Source organism: Streptomyces sp. CB01249 (genome assembly GCF_001905735.1).
Taxonomy (GTDB): Bacteria; Actinomycetota; Actinomycetes; order Streptomycetales; family Streptomycetaceae; genus Streptomyces.
In genome coordinates, this window is sequence record NZ_LISW01000001.1 from 1,092,401 (window position 1) to 1,114,894 (window position 22,494).

Here is a 22,494-nt window from a genome sequence, read left to right on the forward strand (position 1 = left end):
AGAGAGGGGGCCCGGGCATGACGCTGCTGCAGAGCATCCGGGGGCCGCACGATCTGAAGGCACTGAACGCGTCACAACTCGGCGAACTCGCCGACGACATCCGCACGTTCCTGGTGCAGGCCGTGGCCAGGACCGGGGGCCATCTGGGCCCCAACCTCGGGGTGGTGGAGCTGACCATCGCCCTGCACCGGGTTTTCGACTCGCCCGTCGACCGCATCCTGTGGGACACCGGCCACCAGAGCTACGTGCACAAACTGCTCACCGGGCGCCAGGACTTCTCCAAGCTGCGCGGCAAGGGAGGGCTCTCCGGCTACCCGTCCCGCGAGGAGTCCGAGCACGACGTCATCGAGAACTCGCACGCCTCCACCGTCCTCGGCTGGGCCGACGGCCTCGCCAAGGCCGGCGAGGTACGCGGACGCGGCAGCCACGTCGTCGCCGTCATCGGGGACGGGGCCCTCACCGGCGGCATGGCCTGGGAGGCGCTGAACAACATCGCCGCCGCCAAGGACCGCCCGCTGATCGTCGTCGTCAACGACAACGAGCGCTCGTACGCGCCCACGATCGGCGGCCTCGCCCGTCACCTCGCCACCCTGCGCACCACCGACGGCTACGAACGCTTCCTGTCCTGGGGCAAGGGCCTCCTGGAACGCACCCCCGTCATCGGGCAGCCGCTGCACGGGGCCCTGCACGGGGCCAAGAAGGGCTTCAAGGACTTCGTCGCCCCGCAGGGCATGTTCGAGGACCTGGGGCTGAAGTACATCGGCCCGGTCGACGGACACGACACCGCCGCCGTCGAGGCCGCCCTGCACCGTGCCAAGGGCTTCCGGGGCCCGGTTCTCGTCCACTGCATCACGGAGAAGGGCCGCGGTTACGCCCCCGCCCTCCAGGACGAGGCCGACCGCTTCCACGCCGTCGGCGCGATGGACCCCCTGACCTGTGTCCCGCTCGCGCCCGCCGCCGGCCCCTCCTGGACCTCCGTGTTCGCGGACGAGATCGCGGCGATCGGGGCGGAGCGCCCGGACGTCGTCGCGCTCACCGCCGCGATGCGGGACCCGGTCGGGCTGACGAAATTCGCCGAGGCGTTCCCGGACCGCGTCTGGGACGTGGGCATCGCGGAGCAGCACGCGGCGGTCAGCGCGGCTGGGCTCGCCACGGGCGGGCTGCACCCGGTCGTCGCCGTCTACGCCACCTTCCTCAACCGGGCGTTCGACCAGCTCCTGATGGACGTCGCCCTGCACCGGTGCGGGGTCACCTTCGTCCTGGACCGGGCCGGGGTCACCGGGCCCGACGGCGCCTCGCACAACGGCATGTGGGACCTGTCCGTGCTCCAGGTCGTGCCCGGGCTGCGGATCGCGGCCCCGCGCGACGCGGAACGGCTGCGCGAGGAACTGCGCGAGGCGGTCGCCGTGGACGACGCGCCGACCCTGGTGCGGTTCCCGAAGGAGTCGGTCGGGGAGGACATCGAGGCGGTCGGCCGGATCGGCGGGATGGACGTGCTGCGCCGCGACGAGGACGCCGATGTGCTCCTCGTCGCCGTCGGCGTGATGGCCTCCGTCTGCCTGCGCACCGCCGAACTGCTGTCGGGCGCCGGTATCTGCTGCACCGTGGTGGACCCCCGCTGGGTGAAGCCGGTCGACGCGGCGCTGCCACCGCTCGCCGCCGCGCACCGGCTCGTCGCGGTGGTCGAGGACAACAGCCGGGCCGGGGGCGTCGGTTCGGCGGTCGGGCAGGCGCTCCGGGACGCGGGTGTCGACGTACCGCTGCGCACCTTCGGCATCCCCGAGCAGTTCCTCGCGCACGGCAAGCGGTCCGAGGTGCTGGCCGACATCGGACTCACACCGGTCGAGATCGCCGGCCGGATCAGCGCCGTCACGGCCGCCCGGAAGGCGGCCGACGGCACGGGGCAGGACGCTCCGGGCAACGGGCACAAGGAGAGCGGGGCATGAAGGACGACGAGCCCAAGGGCTTCGATCTGGCGCGGCTTCTCGCCGAGCGCGGCGCCGAACGCTACGAGCTGCACAGCAAGCACCTCAACCACCAGCTCCCGCGCATGCTGCACACCATCGGCTTCGACAAGGTCTACGAACGCGCCGAGGGCGCGCACTTCTGGGACGCGGACGGCAACGACTACCTCGACATGCTCGCCGGATTCGGCGTCATGGGGCTCGGCCGGCACCACCCCGTCGTACGCAAGGCGCTGCACGACGTCCTCGACGCCTCGCTCGCCGACCTGACCCGGTTCGACTGCCAGCCGCTGCCCGGGCTGCTCGCCGAGAAGCTGCTCAGCCACAGCCCGCACCTGGACCGGGTGTTCTTCGGCAACAGCGGCACCGAGGCCGTCGAGACGGCCCTCAAGTTCGCCCGGTACGCCACCGGCCGGCCGCGCGTCCTGTACTGCGACCACGCCTTCCACGGGCTGACCACCGGCTCGCTCTCGGTCAACGGCGAGGGCGGCTTCCGGGACGGCTTCGCCCCGCTGCTGCCCGACACCGCGATCCCGCTCGGCGACCTCGCCGCGCTGAGCAGGGAGCTGAAGCGCGGCGATGTCGCCGCCCTGGTGGTGGAGCCGATCCAGGGCAAGGGGGTGCTCGCCGCGCCGCCCGGCTATCTGCGCGAGGCCCAGGAGCTGCTGCGCAAGCACAAGGCCCTCCTCATCGCCGACGAGGTGCAGACCGGCCTCGGCAGGACCGGCGACTTCTACGCGTACCAGCACGAGGAAGGCGTGGAACCGGACCTCGTCTGCGTCGCCAAGGCGCTCTCCGGCGGCTATGTCCCGGTCGGGGCGACACTCGGCAAGGACTGGATCTTCAAGCGCGTCTACTCCTCGATGGACCGGGTCCTCGTCCACTCCGCGAGCTTCGGCTCCAACGCCCAGGCCATGGCGGCGGGGCTCGCGGTGCTGTCGGTGATGGAGGACGAGGAGACCGTCGCGCACGCGCGCCGCACCGGCGACCTGCTCCGCGAGCGGCTGTCCGCGCTCGTCGGGCGCTACGAGCTGCTGCACGAGGTGCGGGGGCGCGGGCTGATGATCGGCATCGAGTTCGGCCGCCCGACCTCGCTGAAGCTGCGCAGCCGGTGGACCATGCTCCAGGCGGCCCGCAAGGGGCTCTTCGCGCAGATGGTCGTCGTGCCGCTGCTCCAGAAGCACCGCATCCTGACCCAGGTCTCCGGCGACCACCTCGAAGTGATCAAGCTGATCCCGCCGCTGGTCATCGATGACGCGGACGTCGACCGCTTCGTGGAGGCGTTCACCGCCGTCATGGACGACGCGCACAGCGGCGGGGGACTGATGTGGGACTTCGGGCGGACCCTGGTGAAGCAGGCCGTCGCCAACCGCTGAGACGTTTTTGCCCCTGAGGCAAGAAATTTGCCTCAGGGGAAAGTCTTTGGCCCAATGGAGGCATGAATCCTCCGGACGACCTGGCGGCCGATGAGCTGCCCGGTGTCGCGCCACGCCTGCGCGATCTGCGCCGAGGCCGTGGTCTCACCCTGGAGACCGCGGCCCAGCGGGCCGGGCTCTCGCCCGCCCACCTCTCCCGGCTCGAAACGGGCCGGCGCCAGCCCTCTCTGCCGATGCTGCTCCAGCTGGCCAGGATCTACGGTACGACGGTCTCCGAGCTCCTCGGCGAGACGCCCCCGGAACGGGACGCCATCGTCCGCGGCCGCCCGTTCGAGGGCGCGGCCGCCGACGGCTGGCTGTACCAGCAGGCCGGCGGCTCCGGCCGGGCCATGCAGGCGCTGCGCGTCCGCGTCCCTTACGGCGCCCAGGGCGACCTGGTCCGCGTCCACCCCGGCGAGGAGTGGCTGTACGTCCTGACCGGCCGCCTCCGGGTGACGCTCGGCGAGACGGTGCACGACCTCGCGCCCGGCGACGGCGCGCACTTCGACTCGCTCACCCCGCACCGGATCGCGGCCCCCGAACCCGAGGGCGCCGAGCTGCTCTTCGTCCACACCCTGCTGCAGAGCCCCGCCGCCGACCTGTGCCTCGGCGGCCGGGTCCACCGTCTCTGAGAGGCTTGTCATGTCCGATTCCGAGCACTACGACCCGCTCACTCCGGCTCCGCGCCCCGGCGCCGACAGCCAGGAGAAGAAGATGCCCCGCGGGCTCGTCATCCGGCTCTTCGCCTACCTCGTGGCCGGGCACGTCATCGCCGCGTTCCTGTATCTGCTCTTCGCGGTCGGCATGCACAACCAGTAGGCCGGGCCGCCTCAGCTCTCGTCGAGGAGCCGTTCGCGCAGCTGCTCACGGGTGGCGGGCGCGAGCTTCAGCCCTTCGGCGAGATAGCGGTCGGTGCCGCCCCAGGTCTCGTCGATGGCGGAGAAGGCCGCGGCGAGGTAGTCGGGCTGGGCGCCGAAGAGCGGGTTGAGCAGCTCCAGCACCTCGGGGGACATCCCGGTCGCCGAGGTGTCGCTGCGCCGGATGCGGTAGCGGCGGTGCGCGTCGTTCGACTTGAGGTAGTCGGCCTCGATGGTCTCCCGCCCGACGCCCACCGCCAGCAGCGTCACCGCGATCGAGAGCCCGGCCCGGTCCTTGCCGGCCGCGCAGTGCATCAGGGCGGGGACGCTGTCCTCGGCCAGGGCGTGCAGCACCCGGCTGTGCTCGGCGGTGCGCTCCAGGATGATCGAGCGGTACGAGGCGACCATGCGGCGGGTCCCCTTGCCGTCGGCCAGGATCGAGCGCAGCTCCGTGATGTTCCCGTCGCGCACCATCCGCCAGAACTCGGCGCCGTCCGCCGGGTCGCTGAGCGGGATGCTCACGTTCCGTACGCCGGGCAGCTCGATGTCCAGGCCGTCCAGCTTGTGGTCCGCCGCGTTGCGGAAGTCGAAGACGGTGTGCAGGCCGAGCCCGCCGAGGAAGGCCGCGTCCTCGGCGGTGGCGTGGGCCAGGTGACCGCTGCGGAAGAGCCTGCCGTGGCGCACCCGGCGCCCGTCGGTGGTGGGCAGACCGCCTACGTCGCGGAAGTTGCGGACGCCGGTGAGAACGGGCTCCGTCGGCGGGGTCTGCGGCAGCTGCTGCGTCACGGTCACTCCTGGAGGCTCTGCCCCGGCGCGTGTCGCCGACGGGTCCACGACCGCGACGATACGACATCGGTTCCTGGGGCAATCATCTCGGCCGTCGGCTCCGCTGCCGGGCAGACGATGGCCATGACATGTCCGTATTGCCGGAATGTATATAACTTGCCCTGTTTGTACGGGAGATGATCACCCGCTCGTGAGCGGGATCATATCCGTGACGGTGTGTGGTGACGCCCCGGCTGGGTACTCCCCGCGTCGCGCGGAAAGCCAAGATCCGTAATCCACGGAGTGTGACCGGAATTCCGCACCGCAATTCCGGTGCGGAATCCGGTGCCGAACCCGTGGCTTGTTTCCGTCGTCCCGGCTCGCTTACGTTCCATGCCATCCGGATGGAACGCCCAATCCTGCCGCCGTCCGGAATTCGCACCCACTCACCGTGTGGCAGGAGCGGGGGAACCAGGTAAGCCGCCGACCGGGACGACCGGACGGCTAGGGGTGAAGTCGCGCCAGGCGCGGCCGGGCATCTCCAGCCCGAACCCGACAGCTCACCTCGCAGGCGCCGGAGAGGAAATTCTTCATGCCCAATTCGGGTAAGCACCGCCGTCCCAAGTCCAGCACCATCGCCCGTGGCGTCGTCGCCGCGAGCGCCGGCGGAGCCGTCATCGCGCTTCCGCTGCTCGGCGCCACCGGTGCCCACGCCGCGGAGCAGTCCGCCCCGGCCACGTCGAAGTCGGTCGCCGCGCACACCGCCCCGGCCAAGCCCGCGAAGAGCGCCGGCACCACCACGTACTCCGTCGTCTCCGGCGACTACCTGTCGAAGATCGCGGCCCAGCACCACCTCAAGGGCGGCTGGCACAAGCTGTACCAGGACAACCGCGAGGTCGTCGGCGAGAACCCGAGCCTGATCTTCCCGGGCATGAAGCTGACCCTCGGCGCCAAGGCGGCCCCCGCCGCCACCACGTCCGAGGCCCCCGCCAAGGCCGCGCCCAAGGCCGCCGCGCCCAAGGCCGAGACGAAGGCCGCGCCCAAGGTCGAGACCAAGACCGAGGCGCAGACCGAGACCAAGACCGAGGCCCCCGCCTCCCAGGACAACGCCTCCGGCTACGTCCACCCGGTCCCGGGCAACCACACCACCGCGTACCGCGCCTCCGGCGCCAACTGGTCCAGCGGCAGCCACACCGGCATCGACTTCCCCGTCTCCACCGGCACCAGCGTGAAGGCCATCACCTCCGGCACCGTCGTCACCGCCGGCTGGGGTGGCGCCTACGGCAACCAGGTCGTCATCAAGCATGCCGACGGCCACTACTCCCAGTACGGCCACATGTCCTCGCTCTCCGTCTCGGCGGGCCAGACCGTGACCGCGGGCCAGCAGGTCGGCCTCTCCGGCTCCACCGGCAACGCCACCGGCCCGCACCTCCACTTCGAGGTCCGCACCGGCCCGGAGTACGGCTCGGACATCGACCCGATCGCCTACCTGGCGTCGCACGGGATCAACGTCTGATCCAGGCAGTACCGGCCCGGTGATCCGGGTCACTGAACGACACAGAGGGACGGCGCACGGCGGTGCGTCGTCCCTCTGCTTATTCCCCCTTTACCGAAAACTGACCGGGTGGTTTATCTCACCACCCGTCAACCCCTTATTACGGTCGCGTAGGTCACATTCCGGGGTGCAGGATATGCGGTTGTGGCAGACGATTCGAACAACCTTCAACAGGGCGCCATCGACCGACAGGGCGCCATCGGGTCGTACGCGGCGATTGGCGACAGCTTCACCGAGGGAGTCGGCGACCCCGGCCCGGACGGAACGTTCGTCGGCTGGGCCGACCGGCTCGCGGTACTCCTCGCGGACCGGCTCCCTGAGCCCGGCCCGGCGACCGGGGACTTCCGGTACGCCAATCTCGCCGTACGAGGACGCCTCCTCGACCAGATAGTCGAGGAGCAGGTGCCCCGCGCCAAGGAACTCGCCCCCGATCTGGTGAGCTTCTGCGCCGGCGGCAACGACATCATCCGGCCGGGCACCGACCCGGACGACGTGGCCGAACGCTTCGAGCGGGCGGTCGCCGACCTCACGCGGTCGGTCGGCACCGTCATGATCACCACCGGCTTCGACACCCGTGGCGTCCCCGTGCTGCGCCATCTGCGCGGCAAGATCGCCACCTACACCGCCCATGTCCGGGCCATCGCCGACCGCTACGACTGCCCGGTCCTCGACCTGTGGTCGCTGCGCTCCGTGCAGGACCGGCGCGCCTGGGACGGCGACCGGCTCCACCTGTCGCCCGAGGGACACACCCGGGTCGCGCTCCGCGCCGCCCAGGTCCTCGGCCTCGACGTGCCGGCCGACCCGGACCAGCCGTGGCCGCCGCAGCCCCCGCGCGGCACGCTGGAGATCCGCCGCGACGACATCCACTGGGCGCGCGAATACCTCGTCCCGTGGATCGGGCGGCGGCTGCGCGGCGAGTCCTCCGGGGACCACGTCGAGCCGAAGCGGCCCGACCTGCTGCCGCTCTGACCGGCCTCCTCCGCTGTCCTCAGTCGCCCCGCGACCGCGTCGCGGCGACCGGGGACAGCGGCAGCGCCGCCGGGACGCGCTCCAGGACCCCGCCCGCGAAGACGTCGTACAGCGGCAGCGTCTCCAGGTGCACATAGCCGATGTGGCAGTCGCAGACGGCGAGCGGGCAGGCCCGCGGCCCCAGCGCCCGCCGGTAGCTCCCGTTGTACAGATTGCCCAGCTCCGCCCGGACGAAGTGGCAGCGGCGCACCGTGCCCTCCCCGTCCACCGAGATCACCGACTCACCGGTCCGGCAGGGCAGCCCCGCCGAGCGGTGCGGATGGCGGCTGTACGGGAACAGCGGGTCGATCGCCGTCCACCGCTCCGCCTCCTCGTCCGTGTAGGTGTGCCCCTCGGCCGCGTTGACCCAGAGGTAGACCTCCTCCGGGAGCGCCGCGCGCAGCCGCCGCGCCTCGCCGAGATGGGCGTCGAACCCCACGACACCCACGCTGTGCCGGACCCCGAGGTCCCTCAGCTCCGCGCACCGGCCGAGGAAACGCTCGTACGGCGTCTGCCCCGGGTGGTACGTGCACCACAGCGCGATCCGTTCGCGGGCCGCCTCCGGAGCCTCGGCCAGCCACCGCGTCCGCCCGCTCAGGTTCGTCTGGATCGCGACCCGGCCCACGTGCGGGAGGCCCGCCAGCTCCACGATCGCCCTGCGGTACCAGGACCGCACCAGCCCCTCGCCCCACGGCGTGAACAGCACCGAGATCCGGTCACCGGTCTGCGCCGCCACCCACGCGGTGAACCGTTCGAGCGCCGCCCGGTCCGCCAGCAGCTGCTCCCGGCTGTCGCGCCGCTTGGCGAACGGGCAGTACGGGCAGTCGTAGTCGCAGGAGGCGAGCGGGCCCCGGTAGAGAATCGTCAGGTCCACGGGTCCCTCACTTCAGCTCGTACGCGGCCATCGCGGCCCGCACGGCGGGGGAGAAGAGCTCCGGGCCCAGCGCGTCGGAGTACGCCAGCCCCTCGGGCGACAGCCGCAGCAGCCCCCGCGCCTCCGCGTCCAGCCAGCCCCGGGCCTCGAACCGGGCCAGCTCCTCCGGGAAGTCCTCGTACGGCGAGGTGCCGAACCGCTCGCGGTACTCGTCCACGGGCATGCCCTGCGCCTGGAGCACCGACTGGAGGAGATGGCGGCGGCACGCCTCGTCCCCGTCGGTGTAGCGCCCGACCTCGGCGCGGGAGAAGTCCGCGGTGGCCGTGTAGGCGTCGATGATGCCCCGCACCTCGCTCATCCGGACCGCGTAGTCGAAGGAGTAGTGCAGCCGCGAGGTGTAGGAGCGGGCGCCGCAGCCCAGGCCGATCATGCCGTCCGTCTGGCAGGCGTAGTCGTCGGGCCCCTCCGCGCGCGGGGCGTCGGCGCGACGGAACATCCGCATCGACACCTGCTCGTAGCCGTGGGCCAGGAGGTGGTCGCGGCCGGCCCGGTAGAGGCGCAGGCGCTGCTCGTCCCAGGCCGCGTCGGCCTCGCTCTTCGCCAGCCGGCCCAGCGCGGTCAGCGGGCGCACGTACAGCGGGTAGAGATACAGCTCCTCCGGCCGCCAGCGCAGCGCCGCGTCCAGCGAGGTCTGCCAGGTCCGCTCGGTCTGGCCCTCTATGCCGTAGATCAGGTCGATGTTGAGCACGGGTATGGAAGTGTCCCGGATGGCTCCGAGGGCCTGCTCCACGTCGGCGGCGTGCTGCGGGCGCACCGCCGCGCGGGCCTCGGCCTCCACGAAGGACTGCACCCCGATGCTGATCCGGGTCGCGCCCCGCTCGGCGAGCACGGCCAGCCGGTCGGCGGTCGCGGTGGACGGGGACGTCTCGACGGACAGCGGGACGGACCGCAGATCGGCGCCCATCCGCTTCTCCGCGATGTCGCACAGCCGCTCCAGCTCGCCCGCCGTCAGGAAGGTGGGCGTGCCCCCGCCGAACGCCGCGGCGGCGAACCGTACCGGCTCCGCGTCGCCCAGCGCGTCCCGTACGGCGCTCGCCTGCCGGTCCAGCGCGTCGAGATACCGCGAGGTCAGCTCGTCGGGGGCGCCGATCCGGGTGAAGAGGTTGCAGAAGCCGCAGCGGACCTCGCAGAACGGGATGTGCATATAGAGGGAGAGCGCGTCCTTGCGTTCCCCCGCCCACAGCTCGCTCAGCCCGGGCCGTCCGCCGGGCTGCCCGGCCAGCGGGCGGTACGCCGTCTTGTGCGGATAGGCGTACACATAGCTCTCGTACGGGCGGACGGTGTGCGTCACGGTCATCGGACGGCCCCCGGTTCCAGGAAGAATTGGGCGTACGGGACGGTCCAGACGGACTCGTGGCCGAGCCGGTGGCCGGTGTAGCCGTCGTCGCCGTAGGCCGTGCCGTGGTCGGAGCAGACGATCGCGAAGGCACGGCGGCGGCTGCTCGCGGCGGCGAAGAGCCGGCCGATGTGGGCGTCCACGTACTCCAGAGCCGCGGCGTGCGTCGCACGGCTGTCACCGGCGTCGCGGGTCGCCCCGTCCTGGTGGAACCAGTTCGGCTGGTGGAGCGCGGAGACGTTGACGAAGAGGAACAGCCGCTGCTCGGGCGGCAGGGCGGCGGCCACCTCCTCGGCGCGGGTCACCTGCGCCTCGAACGAGGTGGGCGAGGCAACCCCGAACTCCGGCTCCCAGTGCGCCTCCTGGAACATCCCGGGGAGCACCGAGCCCAGCGGGCCGCGCAGATTGAAGAAGCCCACACCGCCGACGCACACCGTGCGGTATCCCTCCTTCGCGAGCCCCGACACCAGGTCCGGGGTGTCGAACACGAAGGTGCGCTCCGCCGTGGTCTCGCTCCCGGCGAACCGGGCGGCGAACAGCCGGGGATGCGGCCCGGGCGCGGCCGGGGTGGGCAGGAACCCCGCGAACATCGCCTGGTGCGAGGCATACGTGAAGCTGCCCGGGGCGTGCCTCTTCTCCCAGACACCGCCCGGCAGATGGCGGGCCAGATTCGGGATGCGCCCGGCGGCGGCCAGCTCGGCCGCGACGTCGTACCGCAGGGTGTCCAGGGTGACGAACAGCAGGTCGTGGCTGCCCACGACCTCGCTCATATCGGGGTCGGAGGGGCCGGGGCGGTGCTCAGGGGGTGGTGCTGACACGGTCGTTCCTTGCTCGTTCCAGTACGGCGGCGATCTGCGCCGCGTAGGTGTCCAGGCCCTCGGCGCCGCTGCCGGGCAGGCCGGTGAGCCTGGGCAGCAGATCCCCGAAGGCGTTGACCTCGCCGACGGCGAAGCGCCGCCAGCCGGTCAGGGGCAGCAGGTCGACGCCGACGCACAGGGTGTCCGGGAAGGCGGCGGCGGCCCGCTCGCAGACCGCCAGGGCCTCGCCCCAACTGCCGCCCGCCGCCTCGATCGCCGCCCGCACTCCGGCGAGGTCGCCGCGCGCCCCGCCCAGGTGCAGATTGGTCATCGGCGAGGCGCTGGTGCGCACCACGGCGTGGGTCGCCCGGCCGGCGACCACGACGACGCGCAGGTCGGCGGCCCGGCCGCGCTGGGTGGCCTTGGGCAGCCAGCGCTCGATGTGCAGCCCGTCGGGCGCCAGCGCGTCGACCACCGCCGCGATCTCGCGCTCCGTCGTGCACCGGCGGACCCGCAGCGAGTTGTGGAGCCGGCCGGCCGGGTCCCGCTCGACGGAGGTGGCCGCCCGGATGCGGCCGCCGCCCGCCGTCTCCACGGCCAGCACCCCGGAGGCGGACGAGCCGTGCGCGGGCTTCACGAAGACCCGGGGCATGCGGTGGGCGGCCATCAGGGCCCGCACCTCGTCCCAGCCGTGCACGGGCGCCCCGGCCGGTCCCGAGGTCGGGGACGCGGGGACGGGCACCCCGGCCGCGTCCAGGGCCCCGTGGCACAGCCGCTTGTCGAAGAGCGTGGCGATGTCCGCCGGACCGTCGAGCAGGTGGGCGCCCGCGTCGGCGGCGGCCCGGGCCACCTCGCGTACGGCGGCGGTGAACCGGGCGTACCAGAGGGCGGAACCCTCCACCCGGGTCGGCTCGTCGGCCCCGCGCAGCAGCCGGTCCACCTCCGCGTCCTCGCCGGGTGACTCGATGCGCACGGTCTCCCCGGGCAGGAAGCGCGCCCCGTCCCGCAGCACGTCCAGCCAGGGGACCGTACGCGCCTCGGGCAGACCGGCGGCGGCCACCGCGTCCTGGAACAGGGCGACGCGGCGGCTGCCCGGATTGCCGACGACCGCGAGGCGCGGCGGGCCGCTACTCACTGACCGCGACATAGCGGGAATCGTCCTCGTCGTCCGGATCCCAGTCGTCCGCCTCTTCGAGGTGGACGTGGACCTCGTCGCGCTCGCCCAGCTCCTTGAAGCGCTCCATCACCTCGTCGCCGAGGTAGTGGTGGTGCAGGTCCAGGTAATCCAGGTGGGTGAGCGGCTGACCTTCGAGCAGGGCCCGGCCGCCCGCGTCGCTGAGGGTGCCCATCGACAGCGCCAGGGACTCCAGCTGCGCGACGACCGGGGCGGAGGCGACCGCCACGGCGATCTCGTCCTGGATCTCGCTGTTCTGCAGCCCGAGATGACGCAGCCGGGGGAAGGCGCCCCCGGACAGCAGCGGAGCCATGTCCGCCACCGTCGCGTCCCCCGCGTACCACTGGGAGCCGAACCACAGCTCCAGTCGCTCCAGCGCGGGCAGTTCGCAGGCGCCGACCGCGCGCACGACATGACCGGGCAGCCCGCCGGACTCGAAGCGCAGGGCCTTCAGCGCCTCGTGCCGCACGGGGTGCAGCTCCAGCGTCTCCTCGTTCAGCCCGCTGCCGCCGCCCCGTACCACCAGCTCCTCCAGAAGCGGGAACGCCCGGAGCACCGGCGTGATGTCGCACATCTGGAGCCACGACACCTCGCACTCCTCGCCCACGACATCGGCGAGGAAGAGAGCGCGCAGCGCCGGGAAACGGGCCGCGTCCGAGGCGATCAGCTCGACCACGGGAGCCAGGGAGGTGTAGTCGCCGTTCCACCAGGGGCCGATCACCAGGGCACGGACCTCGACCGGGTCGACCTTCTTCAGGAAGTGCTGCCAGACGGCGGCGAACTCCTGCTCCTCCCAGCCGCAGTCCAGCCGCCAGGCTATGGCGTCCGCCGCAGGCAGCGTCGCGGGCCACGGGCTGTCGTCGCCCGGCTCCGGCAGGGTGAAGACGGGCAGGTCGTGGAAGGAGCAGGGGTGATCGATTCCGGTCATCGCGCCGTCACTCCGAAACCGTGACGTAGCGGCCCGCCGGGCCCCGGTTGTCCCACGGCTCACAGCGCTCCGAGAGGTCCACGCGCACCCCGTGCGGCGCCAGCGCCTCGGTGACGCGCTGTTCCATCGGCTCGGTGAGGAAGTGGTGGTGCAGGTCCAGCACGTCGAGATGGGTCAGCGGCTGGCCTTCGAGGAGGGCGGCCGCCCCCTCGTCGCCGAGCGTGCCGCAGGACAGGTCCAGGGTCTTCAGCCGGGCCACCAGCGGGGCCGAGGCCACCGCGGTCGCGATCTCGTTCTGGATCTCGCTGTTGCGCAGGCCCAGGTGGTGCAGGGCGGGGAAGCGCGTCCCGGCGAGCAGCGGCGCCAGGTCCGGCACGTTCGCGTCGCCGCCGTAGGCCGAGACGCCGAGCCACAGGTCCAGCCGCTCCAGCGCGGGCAGTTCGCTCTCCAGGACACCGCGCACCACCTCGCGCGGCAACCCGCCCGTCTCGATGGTCAGCGCCCGCAGCCGCGCGTGCTTCGCGGGCGGGAACACCAGCTCGGAGCCGCCGCGCACACCCAGCTCCACCAGTGCGGGGAAGGCGTCGAGCAGCGCGGTGACATCGCTCTGCTCGATCCAGGAGATCTCCGCCTCCTCCATCGTCAGATCCCCGACGAACACCGCTTCGAGGGACGTCAGCCGGTCGGCGGCCGCGATGACGAGACCGATCGGATACGAGGACTTCTCCTCGTACGACTCGCCCCACTGCCCGATGATCAGGGCCCGGACGCCCGCCGGATCGACCTCGTCCAGGAAGGCGTTGAACTCCTCCTCCCAGGTGCCCTCGTCCTCGTAGGCGTCGATCGACACCCGCCAGGCGGCGGCATCGGCGGCGGGCCGGGGGCCGCCGTCCGTGCCGGACTGGAAATCGACGGCCGGAAGGCCGAGCAACTCGTGAAGGTGGTCCACGGACATGCCCTGAGCTCCTGATGACGGCGGCGGATTGATGTCCGCAAGGTCTATCAAGGCCCACTGACAATGCCGCGACCGCCCCCGCCCGGGACGGCTCGACGGCCGATTGTCAGACCCCCGCCGTAGCGTTTTCGATGTGGCCGGCACACCGGGTGCCACCACGGAGGGGAGAGGTCTGTGTACCGGCAGGGTGATGTACTGATCGTGCCACTGGAGGAGTCGGCGGTGCCCGCGCACCTTCTGGAGGCGGCGGGCGAACTGCGCGACGCACGGGGCCGCCTGGTCCTCGCGCTCGGCGAGGTCACCGGACACGCGCACGCCGTGCCGGGGCCCGGCCGGCTGATCCGGGAGGGCGGGGTGTTCGGCCCGATGCTGCTCCACCTCCCCGAGGGCGGCCGCGTGGTGCACGAGGAGCACGCGACGATCCCGCTGCCCCAGGGCTGGTTCCGCGTGGTGCGCCAGCGGGAGTACGCGCCGGGGGCGGTCCGCATCGTCGCCGACTGAGCGACGGCCGGGCGCGCGGGACAGCGGGACCGCAGGGTGCGGGATCAGGGAATCAGAGCGGAACAGCGGAAGCAGGGGACGGGGAAACCGATGCAGTACGTGGACTCTTGGCGGGCCGTGGCGGCGGCGACGGGCGCGGCGGACCGGGCGGCCGCCGAGGACGGGGTGCGGCTCGCCTACCGCAGCGCGGGTCTGGCCGAGCCGGAGGAGTTCGTCTGGGCCGGCTCGCCCAGGGAAGCCGTGGAGGCCGTCGGGAAGCTGACCGGCCAGGGGCGCTCGGTCCGGGACGAGGTGCGCACCCGCCCCTGGGCGGAGGAGCGGCGCCGGGTGTACGACGCGCTGGGCCCGGCCGGCTGGTCCGCCCTCTGGTCGGCCACCGGCGCCCAGCTCTGGGAGACCACGGCGGGCCTCGCCGAGCGGATACGGGCCGGGGTGGTCGCCGACCTCGCCGGTGAGGACACCGAGGCCGAGTCCCGGGTGCGCCTGGTCCTGCTCGACGCGGTCCTCGGCCAGCACGACGCGGCGTGGCTCGCCGCCTTCGACGGCCGGGGCGACCGGCTCGACGGACTGGCGGCGGTGGCGCGGAACGCGGGCTGGTGGTGGCCCTACGAGCGGGTCGTGGTGATCTGCGAGCATCCGGAGGCCCTGCACCGCGACGAGGCGGGCCGCCTCGACCGGGGCGACGGACCGGCGCTCTCCTACCCGGACGGCTTCGCGCTGTACGCCTGGCGTGGGATGCCCGTGCCCCGGGAGTTCCTGGACGAGCTGGCCGCGCTGACCCCGCAGCGCATCCGCTCCGAGGAGAACGCGGAGCTGCGCCGCGTGATGCTGGAGTACTACGGCTACGACCGCTACCTCACCGAGTCGGGCGCCGAACCGGTCCACCGCGACGAGACGGGCATCCTCTGGCGGATCGCGCTCGCCGGTGACGAGGACGTCGTCATGGTCGAGGTGGTCAACTCGACGCCCGAGCCGGACGGCACCCACCGCACGTACTGGCTCCGGGTTCCGCCCAGGACCAGGACCGCCAAGGAGGGCGTCGCCTGGACGTTCGGCCTCGACAGCGAGGTCTACGAGCCGCTTCAGCAGACCTGACCGGGGGAGGCGCCCGAGGGGGAAGGAGGGAGGGGAGGGCCGTCAGGCCGTCAGGGCCTCGTGATCGATGCCCAGTTCACGGGCGAGCGCCTGCTCGGTCCACTCCAGCATGGTCGCCCGGGACAGCGGACCGTTGTACGAGGTCATCTGCACGGCCAGCCCGTCCAGCAGGGCGGTCAGCCGCCAGGCCACGGACATCGGGTCGTCGCAGTGGAACTCGCCCGCCGCCGCGCCTTCCTCGATGACCTCGGCCAGCTCGGCCTTCCACTGCTGGTCGAGATCGCCGGCCACATTGCGCAGCGCCGGGTCGCGGAGGGAGGCCGCCCAGCCCTCGATCCACAGCCGCCAGCCCTTGGCCTGGCCCGTCGGCGCGTACCAGCGGACGGCCGCGCGCAGCCTGCGTACGGCGGTCGTGCGGCGGCTCAACAGCTTGCGCAGATGGGCGAGATCGCTCTCGGCGGCGTGCGCGAAGGCGGCCGCGACCAGCTTCTCCTTGGTGGAGAAGTGATACAGCACGAGGGCGTTGCTCACGCCGAGTACGGCCGCGACATCGCCGATCCGCACGGCCGCGACACCGCGCACCTCGATCTGTTCGACGGCGGCACGCAGCAACTCCTCGCGCCGCTCCGCCACTCCCAACCGCACTCTTGCCACCCGGTCACCCTAACCAATGCCCGCCCGGAGCAGGGCGGGCGGACCGGCGGCGGGCAGGCGGTCCAGGTCAGCGGTACCAGCCGAAGCGCTCCGCCATCACCGGCAGCCGGTCGGCGGCCACCGCGTGCGCCGCCGCCCGCGGCGTGCACCCGTCCGCCGCCGCGCGGGCCAGCACCAGGCCGACCAGCTCGCGCATCGCGCGCCGGGTGTGCGCGAACGCCTCGTCCGCGTCGGCCCGGATGTCGCCGAACAGGGTCCACCACCACCAGGCGTTGGTCCCGGAGTTGACCACCACATCGGGCAGCACGGTGATCCCGCGTGCCGCGAGCAGCGCCTCGGCCTCCGGTAGCACGGGCATGTTTGCGGCCTCCACCACCCAGCGGGCCCTGATCCCGGCCTGGTTCACCGCGTCCACGGCGTAGGACACGGCGGCCGGGACGAGCACCTCGGCGTCCTGCACCAGCCAGGCGTCGGCCGGCAGCTCCCGGTCACCGGCGCGCAGCGCACCCCGGTCCACCGTGCCGTGCGCGTCCCGCGCGGCGAGCAGCGCCTCGACGTCGAGCCCGGCCGGGTTCGCGAGGGTGCCCTTGATGTCGGCGACGGCGACCACCCGGAGTCCGGCCCGGGACAGGAAGCGGGCGGTCGCCCCGCCCATGGTCCCGAGCCCCTGGAGCGCCACCCGCGCACCCTCGTACGCGACCCCGTCCCGGTCCAGCGCGGCGAGCACCGCCTCGGCGACCCCGCAGCCGCCGACCAGCTCGTCCAGGCCGATGCCGTCCACCTCCAGGGCGAAGGCGTCGGCCAGTCGGCGCCGGGCCCCGGCCTCGTCGTCGAGCAGCGGGTAGACGGCCTGCACGGTGGAGACGAGACCCGCCTCCGCCGCCGCGCGGTCCACCAGGTCCTGCGAGAGGCCCAGGTCCTCACCGGTCGTCCAGACGCTCTCGATGTACGGACGCATCGCCCGCAGATAGCGGACCAGGACGCCGTAGGCCGCCGGGTCGCGCGGGTCGCAGTCGATGCCGCCCTTGGCGCCGCCCAGCGGGATGTAGCGGGCCCCGGGCCGGTCCGCGTCGAAGTGCAGGGCCTCCTTCATCGTCATGCCCCGGGCGAGCCCCGCCACCTCCTCCAGGGTGCAGCCCGGGCGCATCCGCAGCCCGCCGCTGGACACCCCGCGCACCAGCCGGTCCACCACGAGGTGGCCCCGGCAGCCGGTGGCGTGGTCGGTCCAGGTCAGCGAGATGAGCGGGGCGGGCGGGGACACCGGAGGCGTCGTCATCGGAAGTGCTCCTCGGTCACTGTCGGCGGGCGGTCCTGGGCGCGGTGGGCCGGAGCCCTGCGGCGGCTGGACCAGTTACTGAACCGTCGGTCAGTATCGGGAGACGGGGAGCCCCTGTCAACGCGGCGTCCGGCGTCGCGCGGCCCGGTGGCCGGAACGCGCCGGTGCGCGGACGCGGGCAGGGGAGCGGACCGGATCACGTCCGGAATGCGGAATCCTCCGCCGGGGCTGTTCGTTGCAACGGCATGACCGCATTCGACGCACGGCAGGAAGCGCTGCTCCGGCTCCTGGGCGAGAACGACGGTGGCGTCCTGGTCACCCTGAAGCAGGACGGCAGGCCCCAGCTGTCCAACGTGAACCACTTCTACTACCCCGAAGAGCGCATCGTCCGGGTCTCGGTCACCGAGGGCCGCGCCAAGACGCGCAACCTGCGCCGCGACCCGCGCGCGAGCTACCACGTGACCAGCGACGACCGCTGGGCCTGGACGGTCGCGGAGGGCACCGCCGAGCTGTCCGCGACCGCCGCCGATCCCGCGGACGACACCGTCGAGGAGCTGATCCGGCTCTACCGCGACGTGCAGAGTGAGCACCCCGACTGGGACGACTACCGGGCCGCCATGGTCCGGGACCGGCGCATCGTCCTACGGCTCCATGTCGAGCATGTGTACGGACAGCAACGTGGGTAAGGCGGTCGGGGCGGGAACGCCCTCCCCCGGACGTTCCCCTCTCGCACTGTCGTACCCCTTGTCCATAATGGGACGACCCCGACTCCTCAGGAGACCCCGTGACCGGCGCTGACCACAGGCTTCCGCTCCGCACCCGGCTGCGTGCGCTGCGCCCCGCTGCCTTCGGGGCCGACCCGGACGGCGCACGCATGGAGCGCATCCGCCGTTCGCCCCACTTCGCCGACGGTGTCTTCCAGAACCCGGTGGGCGCGCGGATCAGACCCTCCGGCTCCACCCTGGAGTTCGCCCGGGTCTACTTCCGCAAGGAGGAGCGGGTGCTCCGGGCCCCCGCCGCCCCGGTGCCCGTGCACGCCACGACCGTCGCCGACCTCGCCCGGCCGCCCGCCTCCGGGCTCCGGATCACCTGGATGGGGCATTCCAGCGTCCTCGCCGAGATCGACGGGCGGCGCGTGCTGTTCGACCCGGTCTGGGGCGACCGCTGCTCCCCCTTCGCCTTCGCCGGCCCCCGGCGCCTGCACCCGGCCCCCGTGCCGCTCGGCGCCCTGGGACCGGTCGACGTGGTGGTCATCTCGCACGACCACTACGACCACCTCGACCTCCCGACGATCCGCGCCCTGGCCCGTACGGACACGGTCTTCGCGGTCCCGCTCGGCGTCGGCGCCCACCTGGAGCGCTGGGGCGTCGCGCCCGACCGGCTCCGTGAGCTCGACTGGAACGAGACCACGACGGTCGGCGGCATCAGCCTCACCGCCACCCCCGCCCGCCACTTCTGCGGACGCGGCCTGCGCAACCAGCAGCACACCCTCTGGGCCTCCTGGGCCGTCGCCGGGCCCGTGCACCGGATTTACCACAGCGGCGACACCGGATACTTCCCCGGCTTCCGCACCATCGGCGCCGAGCACGGCCCGTTCGACGCGACCATGATCCAGATCGGCGCCTACAGCCAGTACTGGCCCAAGGACCGGACGGACAGCATGCCGGAGCCGGGCGCCTGGCCCGACATCCACATGAGCCCCGACGAGGGCGTGCGCGCCCACCTCGATCTCCAGGGCGACGACCCCGGCGCGGGCGTCATGCTGCCGATCCACTGGGGGACGTTCAACCTGGCGCTGCACCCCTGGGCCGAGCCCGCGGAGTGGACGATGCGCGCCACCCGGTCGGTGGGCGTCACCATGGCCGCCCCGCGCCCCGGCCAGCCGTTCGAGCCCGCCGATCCGCCGCCCGTCGAGCCGTGGTGGCGCGCCGTCGCCGCCGAACCGGCCCCCGGCTGGGGCAACTGGCCCCCCGTCCACGTACAGCTCCACGAACCGGCCGACCGGCCCGCGCAGGACACCGGCAGGGACCGCGACCGGGCTCCCCAGCCCTGAGATCCCGAGGCGTACGTCCCGGACGGGGCGGGCGGGACGTACGCCGGGCGGTGAGGTGAGCACGGCTTCCGCCGACGACACGGTCACGTCCTCAGGGGGGCGGCGATGCTGCGGGTGCATTTCACCTCCGACGAGCTCGCACGGGTCCGGGTGGCGCCCGGCCCCGACTTCCTCTGGGAGATCAGCAACAGTGTGCAGACCCTCCAGCGGCGCGACGGCGAGCGGGAGTTCGGCGCCTGGCGGCGCTGGGTGCGGCCCCGGCTCTCCGGCAGCCCGCGCCTGCTCTCCCGGCTGCTGCCGCCGCGCGGCTACTCACCCGACTTCCTCACACCCACGACCGGCGACCGCGAATCGCTCCAGGCGTCCGTCGACGTCCTGCTGAGCACCCCGCGCCCACGGCTCCGGGCCGAACTGGCCCGGCTCGCCACCCCCGCACGGCTGCCGGGCTGGCTCGGGGAGCTGGCCGGGGGCGACGCGGACGCCCTGCGCGAGCTGGGCGGAGCCCTGCGTACGTACCAGAGGGAAGCGCTCGCACCGCACTGGCGCCGGGTGCACGCCGACATCGACGCCGACCGCGCCCTGCGGCTGCGCAGCCTCCTCGAAGGCGGCACCGAAGGGCTGCTCGCCGGACTCGGACCGCAGTTCCGCTGGCGGGCGCCCGTCCTCGAAGTGGCCTACCCCGTCGACCAGGACCTGCGGCTGCGCGGCCGGGGCCTCGTCCTCCAGCCGTCGTTCTTCTGCTGGCCCACCCCCGCCACCCTGGCCGACGGCGAGCTGCCCCCCGTGCTCGTCTACCCCATCCACCGCACCCCCGACTGGTGCGTCTCCGCCCGGGGCGCCCGCCCCGCGCCCGGATCCGGGCCCCTCGGACCGCTCCTCGGCCACACCCGCGCCGGCGTCCTGCGCGCCACCCGCACCGGCTGCTCCACCCTGGAGGCGGCCCGGCTCCTCGGCGTGACCCACCCCGCCGTCAGCCAGCACCTGAACGTGCTGCGGGAGGCGGGGCTCGTCACCACCGTGCGCCGGGGCGGACGCTCCTTCCACGTCGCCACCGCCGAGGGGCGCGCCCTGCTGGCGGCCGAGGACCCCGCCCCGGCATGACGGCACGTCACCTGCGCGTGTAAGCACCAGCTTCCGTTCCTTGCGGGCCCCGCGGCGGCGGGACCACCCTGGTGGCCTGAATCGCACGGCCGCGCACACACCCGCGCGGCCGTTCCGCACCCAAGGCCCGTCCCCCCACCCTCAGGAGCCTTCATGCGCAGGAGACTCGTATCCGCCGCCGTCGCCGCGGTCGCCCTCGGAGCCCTCGTCCAGCCCGGCACCGCCTTCGCCTCGGCGGACCCGCACCTCGCCCCCGCCGCCGTCACCGCCCAGGGCACATCGGCCGGAACCGCCGTCGTCAGCGGGCACAACCAGCCCGGCACCCGGATCACGGTGGACGCCGGAAGCACCGCCACCGCGCACTGGCTGGACGTCGACTACCAGGTCCAGGAGACCGGTTACTGGTGCGGTCCCGCCGCCACCCGCATCGCGCTCTCCGCCCGCATCTCCCCGCCGAGCCAGTCCGACCTGGCCTGGCAGCTCGGCACCACCGTCAACGGCACCGACCACATATCCCAGGTCACCGGGGTGCTCAACGCCAACCTCGGCGGCGGCTGGTACGAGACCAAGGAGATGCCCAACGACCCGCCCACCCAGGCCCAGCGCGACCTGCTCTGGTACGACGTCGTCTTCGACATCGACCGCAACTACCCCCTGGTCACCAACATCGTGGCCCCGCCCGGCAACCAGCCGCCCGGCTACCCGTCGAACCAGACGATCTACCACTACTTCACGGTCATCGGCTACGACGACGCCGACCGCACCGTCCTCATCGCCGACCCCGCCTCCTTCGGCGGCAACCAGATCTACTGGCTCTCCTTCGACCAGCTCGCCACCCTGATCCCGCCGAAGGGCTACTCCGCATGAGCACCCGCGCGAACGACCGCCCCAGCCGCAGGAACGTCCTCAGAGCGGCCGGCGGACTCTCCGCCGCGACGGCCCTGAGCGCCGCCGGTCTCCTGGCCTCCGCCGCGCCGGCCGCCGCGGCCGGGGACGGATTCGGCCTGCGCATCGTGGACCGGAACGAGAGTGACCCGCGCATGCGGTACTACCGCTTCGCGACGGACGCCATCGGCTGGAACCCGGGCGTCAACGTCCTGCTCCCCGACGGCTACCACACGAGCGGCCGGACCTACCCCGTGCTCTACCTGTTCCACGGCGGCGGCACCGACCAGGACTTCATCACCTTCGACCGCATGGGCATCCGCGCCTGGACCGCCGGGAAGCCGCTCATCGTCGTGATGCCCGACGGCGGACACGCGGGCTGGTACTCCAACCCGGTCAGCTCCAACACCGGCCCGCGCAACTGGGAGACCTTCCACATCGCCCAGCTCCTCCCGTGGATCGACGCCAACTTCCGTACGTACGCCGAATACAACGGCCGTGCCGTCTCCGGGTTCTCCATGGGCGGGTTCGGCGCGCTCAAGTACGCGGCCAAGTACTACGGGCACTTCGCGTCCGTGAGCGCCCACTCCGGACCGGCCAGCCTGCGCCGCGACGCGGGGCTCGTCACGCACTGGGCCAACGTCTCCTCCGCCGCGCTCGACCTGGCGGGCGGCTCGGTCTACGGGGTGCCGCTCTGGGACGAGGCCCGGGTCAGCGCCGACAACCCGGTCCAGCGCATCGAGAGCTACCGCAACAAGCGCGTCTTCCTCGTCGCCGGCACCAGCCCCGACCCGGTCAACTGGTTCGATCAGATCAACGAGAACCAAGTGCTGGCCGGACAGCGCGAGTTCCGGTCGCTGCTCGGCAAGGCCGGGATTCCGCACGAGTGGCACGAGGAACCGGGCGGCCACTTCGTCCGCCCCGCCCTCTTCCGGAGCGACCTCGACGGAATCATCGCCCGGCTCCGCAAGGCGTAGCGCCTCCGCACCCCGGCACACGAGCCCCCTCGGCCCACGCCGAGGGGGCTCACTCGCGTACGGGAACGGCGACCGCCCCGGAAACCGGCCCGCAGGAATCGGTCGCCTGTGCGAGCGCTCATACCAGAGCGGGACGGATGGCGGGCAAGTTCCACAACTGCCCATCACGCCCGCACTTCTGGCGACTACCGTGTGTGCCCGGTGATCAACGGTGGGCTCATATTCTCCGGGCCTGCCCGGCCGATGACCCGAGAATGCCCGACC

22 protein-coding genes and 1 riboswitch are annotated in these 22,494 nt (G+C 72.8%); of the genes, 13 read left to right on the plus strand and 9 right to left on the minus strand.

Annotation, left to right across the window (positions count from 1 at the left end; genetic code table 11):
* Positions 1-17 precede the first annotated feature (17 nt).
* The 4 genes from dxs to AMK18_RS34815 all read left to right on the plus strand — a co-directional run bounded on the left by dxs (position 18) and on the right by AMK18_RS34815 (position 4,198).
* Entirely contained in the window at positions 18-1,946 is a 1,929-nt protein-coding gene (dxs, locus tag AMK18_RS04605; protein WP_073861728.1) for a 1-deoxy-D-xylulose-5-phosphate synthase, read from the plus strand.
* Positions 1,943-3,340 (plus strand): aspartate aminotransferase family protein, encoded by a 1,398-nt coding sequence (locus AMK18_RS04610; protein ID WP_018100139.1) that lies wholly within the window; start codon positions 1,943-1,945, stop codon positions 3,338-3,340. Before dxs ends, AMK18_RS04610 begins: the two co-directional genes overlap by 4 nt.
* A gap of 62 nt (positions 3,341-3,402) precedes the next feature.
* Positions 3,403-4,011, plus strand: coding sequence for a helix-turn-helix domain-containing protein (locus AMK18_RS04615; RefSeq protein WP_018100138.1), 609 nt, complete (start codon positions 3,403-3,405; stop codon positions 4,009-4,011).
* A 10-nt stretch (positions 4,012-4,021) separates the two neighbouring features.
* The gene (locus AMK18_RS34815) at positions 4,022-4,198 is read left to right on the plus strand and encodes a DUF6126 family protein (RefSeq protein ID WP_018100137.1); all 177 of its coding nucleotides are present in this window, start codon (positions 4,022-4,024) and stop codon (positions 4,196-4,198) included.
* An 11-nt stretch (positions 4,199-4,209) separates the two neighbouring features.
* On the opposite strand, the gene AMK18_RS04620 is transcribed toward AMK18_RS34815, so the two are convergent.
* Positions 4,210-5,022 (minus strand): tyrosine-protein phosphatase, encoded by an 813-nt coding sequence (locus tag AMK18_RS04620; protein WP_073861729.1) that lies wholly within the window; start codon positions 5,020-5,022, stop codon positions 4,210-4,212.
* 408 nt (positions 5,023-5,430) lie between these two features.
* A riboswitch (cyclic di-AMP (ydaO/yuaA leader) is annotated at positions 5,431-5,590 on the plus strand.
* Between the two features lie 3 nt (positions 5,591-5,593).
* Between AMK18_RS04620 and AMK18_RS04625 the strand changes: the two genes are divergently transcribed.
* Both AMK18_RS04625 and AMK18_RS04630 read left to right on the plus strand, forming a co-directional pair.
* Complete coding sequence (locus AMK18_RS04625; protein ID WP_073861730.1) at positions 5,594-6,517, plus strand: M23 family metallopeptidase; 924 nt, start codon at positions 5,594-5,596, stop codon at positions 6,515-6,517.
* Positions 6,518-6,700: 183 nt separating this feature from the next.
* On the plus strand, positions 6,701-7,525 hold the full coding sequence (locus AMK18_RS04630) for an SGNH/GDSL hydrolase family protein (protein ID WP_018100134.1): 825 nt from the start codon (positions 6,701-6,703) through the stop codon (positions 7,523-7,525).
* Between the two features lie 19 nt (positions 7,526-7,544).
* On the opposite strand, the gene AMK18_RS04635 is transcribed toward AMK18_RS04630, so the two are convergent.
* The 6 genes from AMK18_RS04635 to AMK18_RS04660 are packed head-to-tail and all read right to left on the minus strand — an operon-like array spanning position 7,545 to position 13,688.
* On the minus strand, positions 7,545-8,438 hold the full coding sequence (locus tag AMK18_RS04635; protein ID WP_073861731.1) for an STM4011 family radical SAM protein: 894 nt from the start codon (positions 8,436-8,438) through the stop codon (positions 7,545-7,547).
* A 7-nt stretch (positions 8,439-8,445) separates the two neighbouring features.
* Positions 8,446-9,795, minus strand: a complete 1,350-nt coding sequence (locus AMK18_RS04640) for an STM4012 family radical SAM protein (protein WP_073861732.1) — start codon at positions 9,793-9,795, stop codon at positions 8,446-8,448.
* Entirely contained in the window at positions 9,792-10,604 is an 813-nt protein-coding gene (locus AMK18_RS04645; protein ID WP_073861733.1) for an STM4013/SEN3800 family hydrolase, read from the minus strand. The genes AMK18_RS04640 and AMK18_RS04645 overlap by 4 nt, the downstream gene beginning before the upstream one ends.
* A gap of 28 nt (positions 10,605-10,632) precedes the next feature.
* Entirely contained in the window at positions 10,633-11,778 is a 1,146-nt protein-coding gene (locus AMK18_RS04650) for an STM4014 family protein (RefSeq protein WP_073861734.1), read from the minus strand.
* Positions 11,759-12,733, minus strand: a complete 975-nt coding sequence (locus AMK18_RS04655) for an STM4015 family protein (protein ID WP_073861735.1) — start codon at positions 12,731-12,733, stop codon at positions 11,759-11,761. The genes AMK18_RS04650 and AMK18_RS04655 overlap by 20 nt, the downstream gene beginning before the upstream one ends.
* A gap of 7 nt (positions 12,734-12,740) precedes the next feature.
* Positions 12,741-13,688 carry an STM4015 family protein gene (locus tag AMK18_RS04660; protein ID WP_018100128.1) on the minus strand — a complete coding sequence of 316 codons (948 nt, stop codon included), beginning with the start codon at positions 13,686-13,688 and terminating at the stop codon, positions 12,741-12,743.
* A 174-nt stretch (positions 13,689-13,862) separates the two neighbouring features.
* Between AMK18_RS04660 and AMK18_RS04665 the strand changes: the two genes are divergently transcribed.
* Together AMK18_RS04665 and AMK18_RS04670 are read left to right on the plus strand one after the other, a co-directional pair.
* Positions 13,863-14,189 (plus strand): hypothetical protein, encoded by a 327-nt coding sequence (locus tag AMK18_RS04665; RefSeq protein ID WP_018100127.1) that lies wholly within the window; start codon positions 13,863-13,865, stop codon positions 14,187-14,189.
* Positions 14,190-14,279: 90 nt separating this feature from the next.
* Positions 14,280-15,284: a DUF6745 domain-containing protein gene (locus AMK18_RS04670; protein WP_073861736.1), complete on the plus strand. Its 1,005-nt coding sequence runs from the start codon at positions 14,280-14,282 to the stop codon at positions 15,282-15,284.
* Positions 15,285-15,326: 42 nt separating this feature from the next.
* On the opposite strand, the gene AMK18_RS04675 is transcribed toward AMK18_RS04670, so the two are convergent.
* Both AMK18_RS04675 and AMK18_RS04680 read right to left on the minus strand, forming a co-directional pair.
* Positions 15,327-15,917, minus strand: coding sequence for a TetR/AcrR family transcriptional regulator (locus AMK18_RS04675; protein WP_018100125.1), 591 nt, complete (start codon positions 15,915-15,917; stop codon positions 15,327-15,329).
* Between the two features lie 88 nt (positions 15,918-16,005).
* Entirely contained in the window at positions 16,006-17,214 is a 1,209-nt protein-coding gene (locus AMK18_RS04680) for a Glu/Leu/Phe/Val dehydrogenase dimerization domain-containing protein (RefSeq protein ID WP_018100124.1), read from the minus strand.
* A 245-nt stretch (positions 17,215-17,459) separates the two neighbouring features.
* Here AMK18_RS04680 and AMK18_RS04685 point away from each other — a divergent pair, with 245 nt between their 5' ends.
* The 5 genes from AMK18_RS04685 to AMK18_RS04705 all read left to right on the plus strand — a co-directional run bounded on the left by AMK18_RS04685 (position 17,460) and on the right by AMK18_RS04705 (position 22,230).
* Positions 17,460-17,900 carry a PPOX class F420-dependent oxidoreductase gene (locus AMK18_RS04685; RefSeq protein ID WP_073861737.1) on the plus strand — a complete coding sequence of 147 codons (441 nt, stop codon included), beginning with the start codon at positions 17,460-17,462 and terminating at the stop codon, positions 17,898-17,900.
* A gap of 98 nt (positions 17,901-17,998) precedes the next feature.
* Positions 17,999-19,267, plus strand: coding sequence for an MBL fold metallo-hydrolase (locus AMK18_RS04690; RefSeq protein WP_073861738.1), 1,269 nt, complete (start codon positions 17,999-18,001; stop codon positions 19,265-19,267).
* Positions 19,268-19,372: 105 nt separating this feature from the next.
* Entirely contained in the window at positions 19,373-20,368 is a 996-nt protein-coding gene (locus AMK18_RS04695; protein ID WP_073861739.1) for an ArsR/SmtB family transcription factor, read from the plus strand.
* 153 nt (positions 20,369-20,521) lie between these two features.
* Positions 20,522-21,235 carry a C39 family peptidase gene (locus tag AMK18_RS04700; RefSeq protein WP_026171134.1) on the plus strand — a complete coding sequence of 238 codons (714 nt, stop codon included), beginning with the start codon at positions 20,522-20,524 and terminating at the stop codon, positions 21,233-21,235.
* Complete coding sequence (locus AMK18_RS04705; RefSeq protein ID WP_073861740.1) at positions 21,232-22,230, plus strand: alpha/beta hydrolase; 999 nt, start codon at positions 21,232-21,234, stop codon at positions 22,228-22,230. Before AMK18_RS04700 ends, AMK18_RS04705 begins: the two co-directional genes overlap by 4 nt.
* Positions 22,231-22,494: the final 264 nt, after the last annotated feature.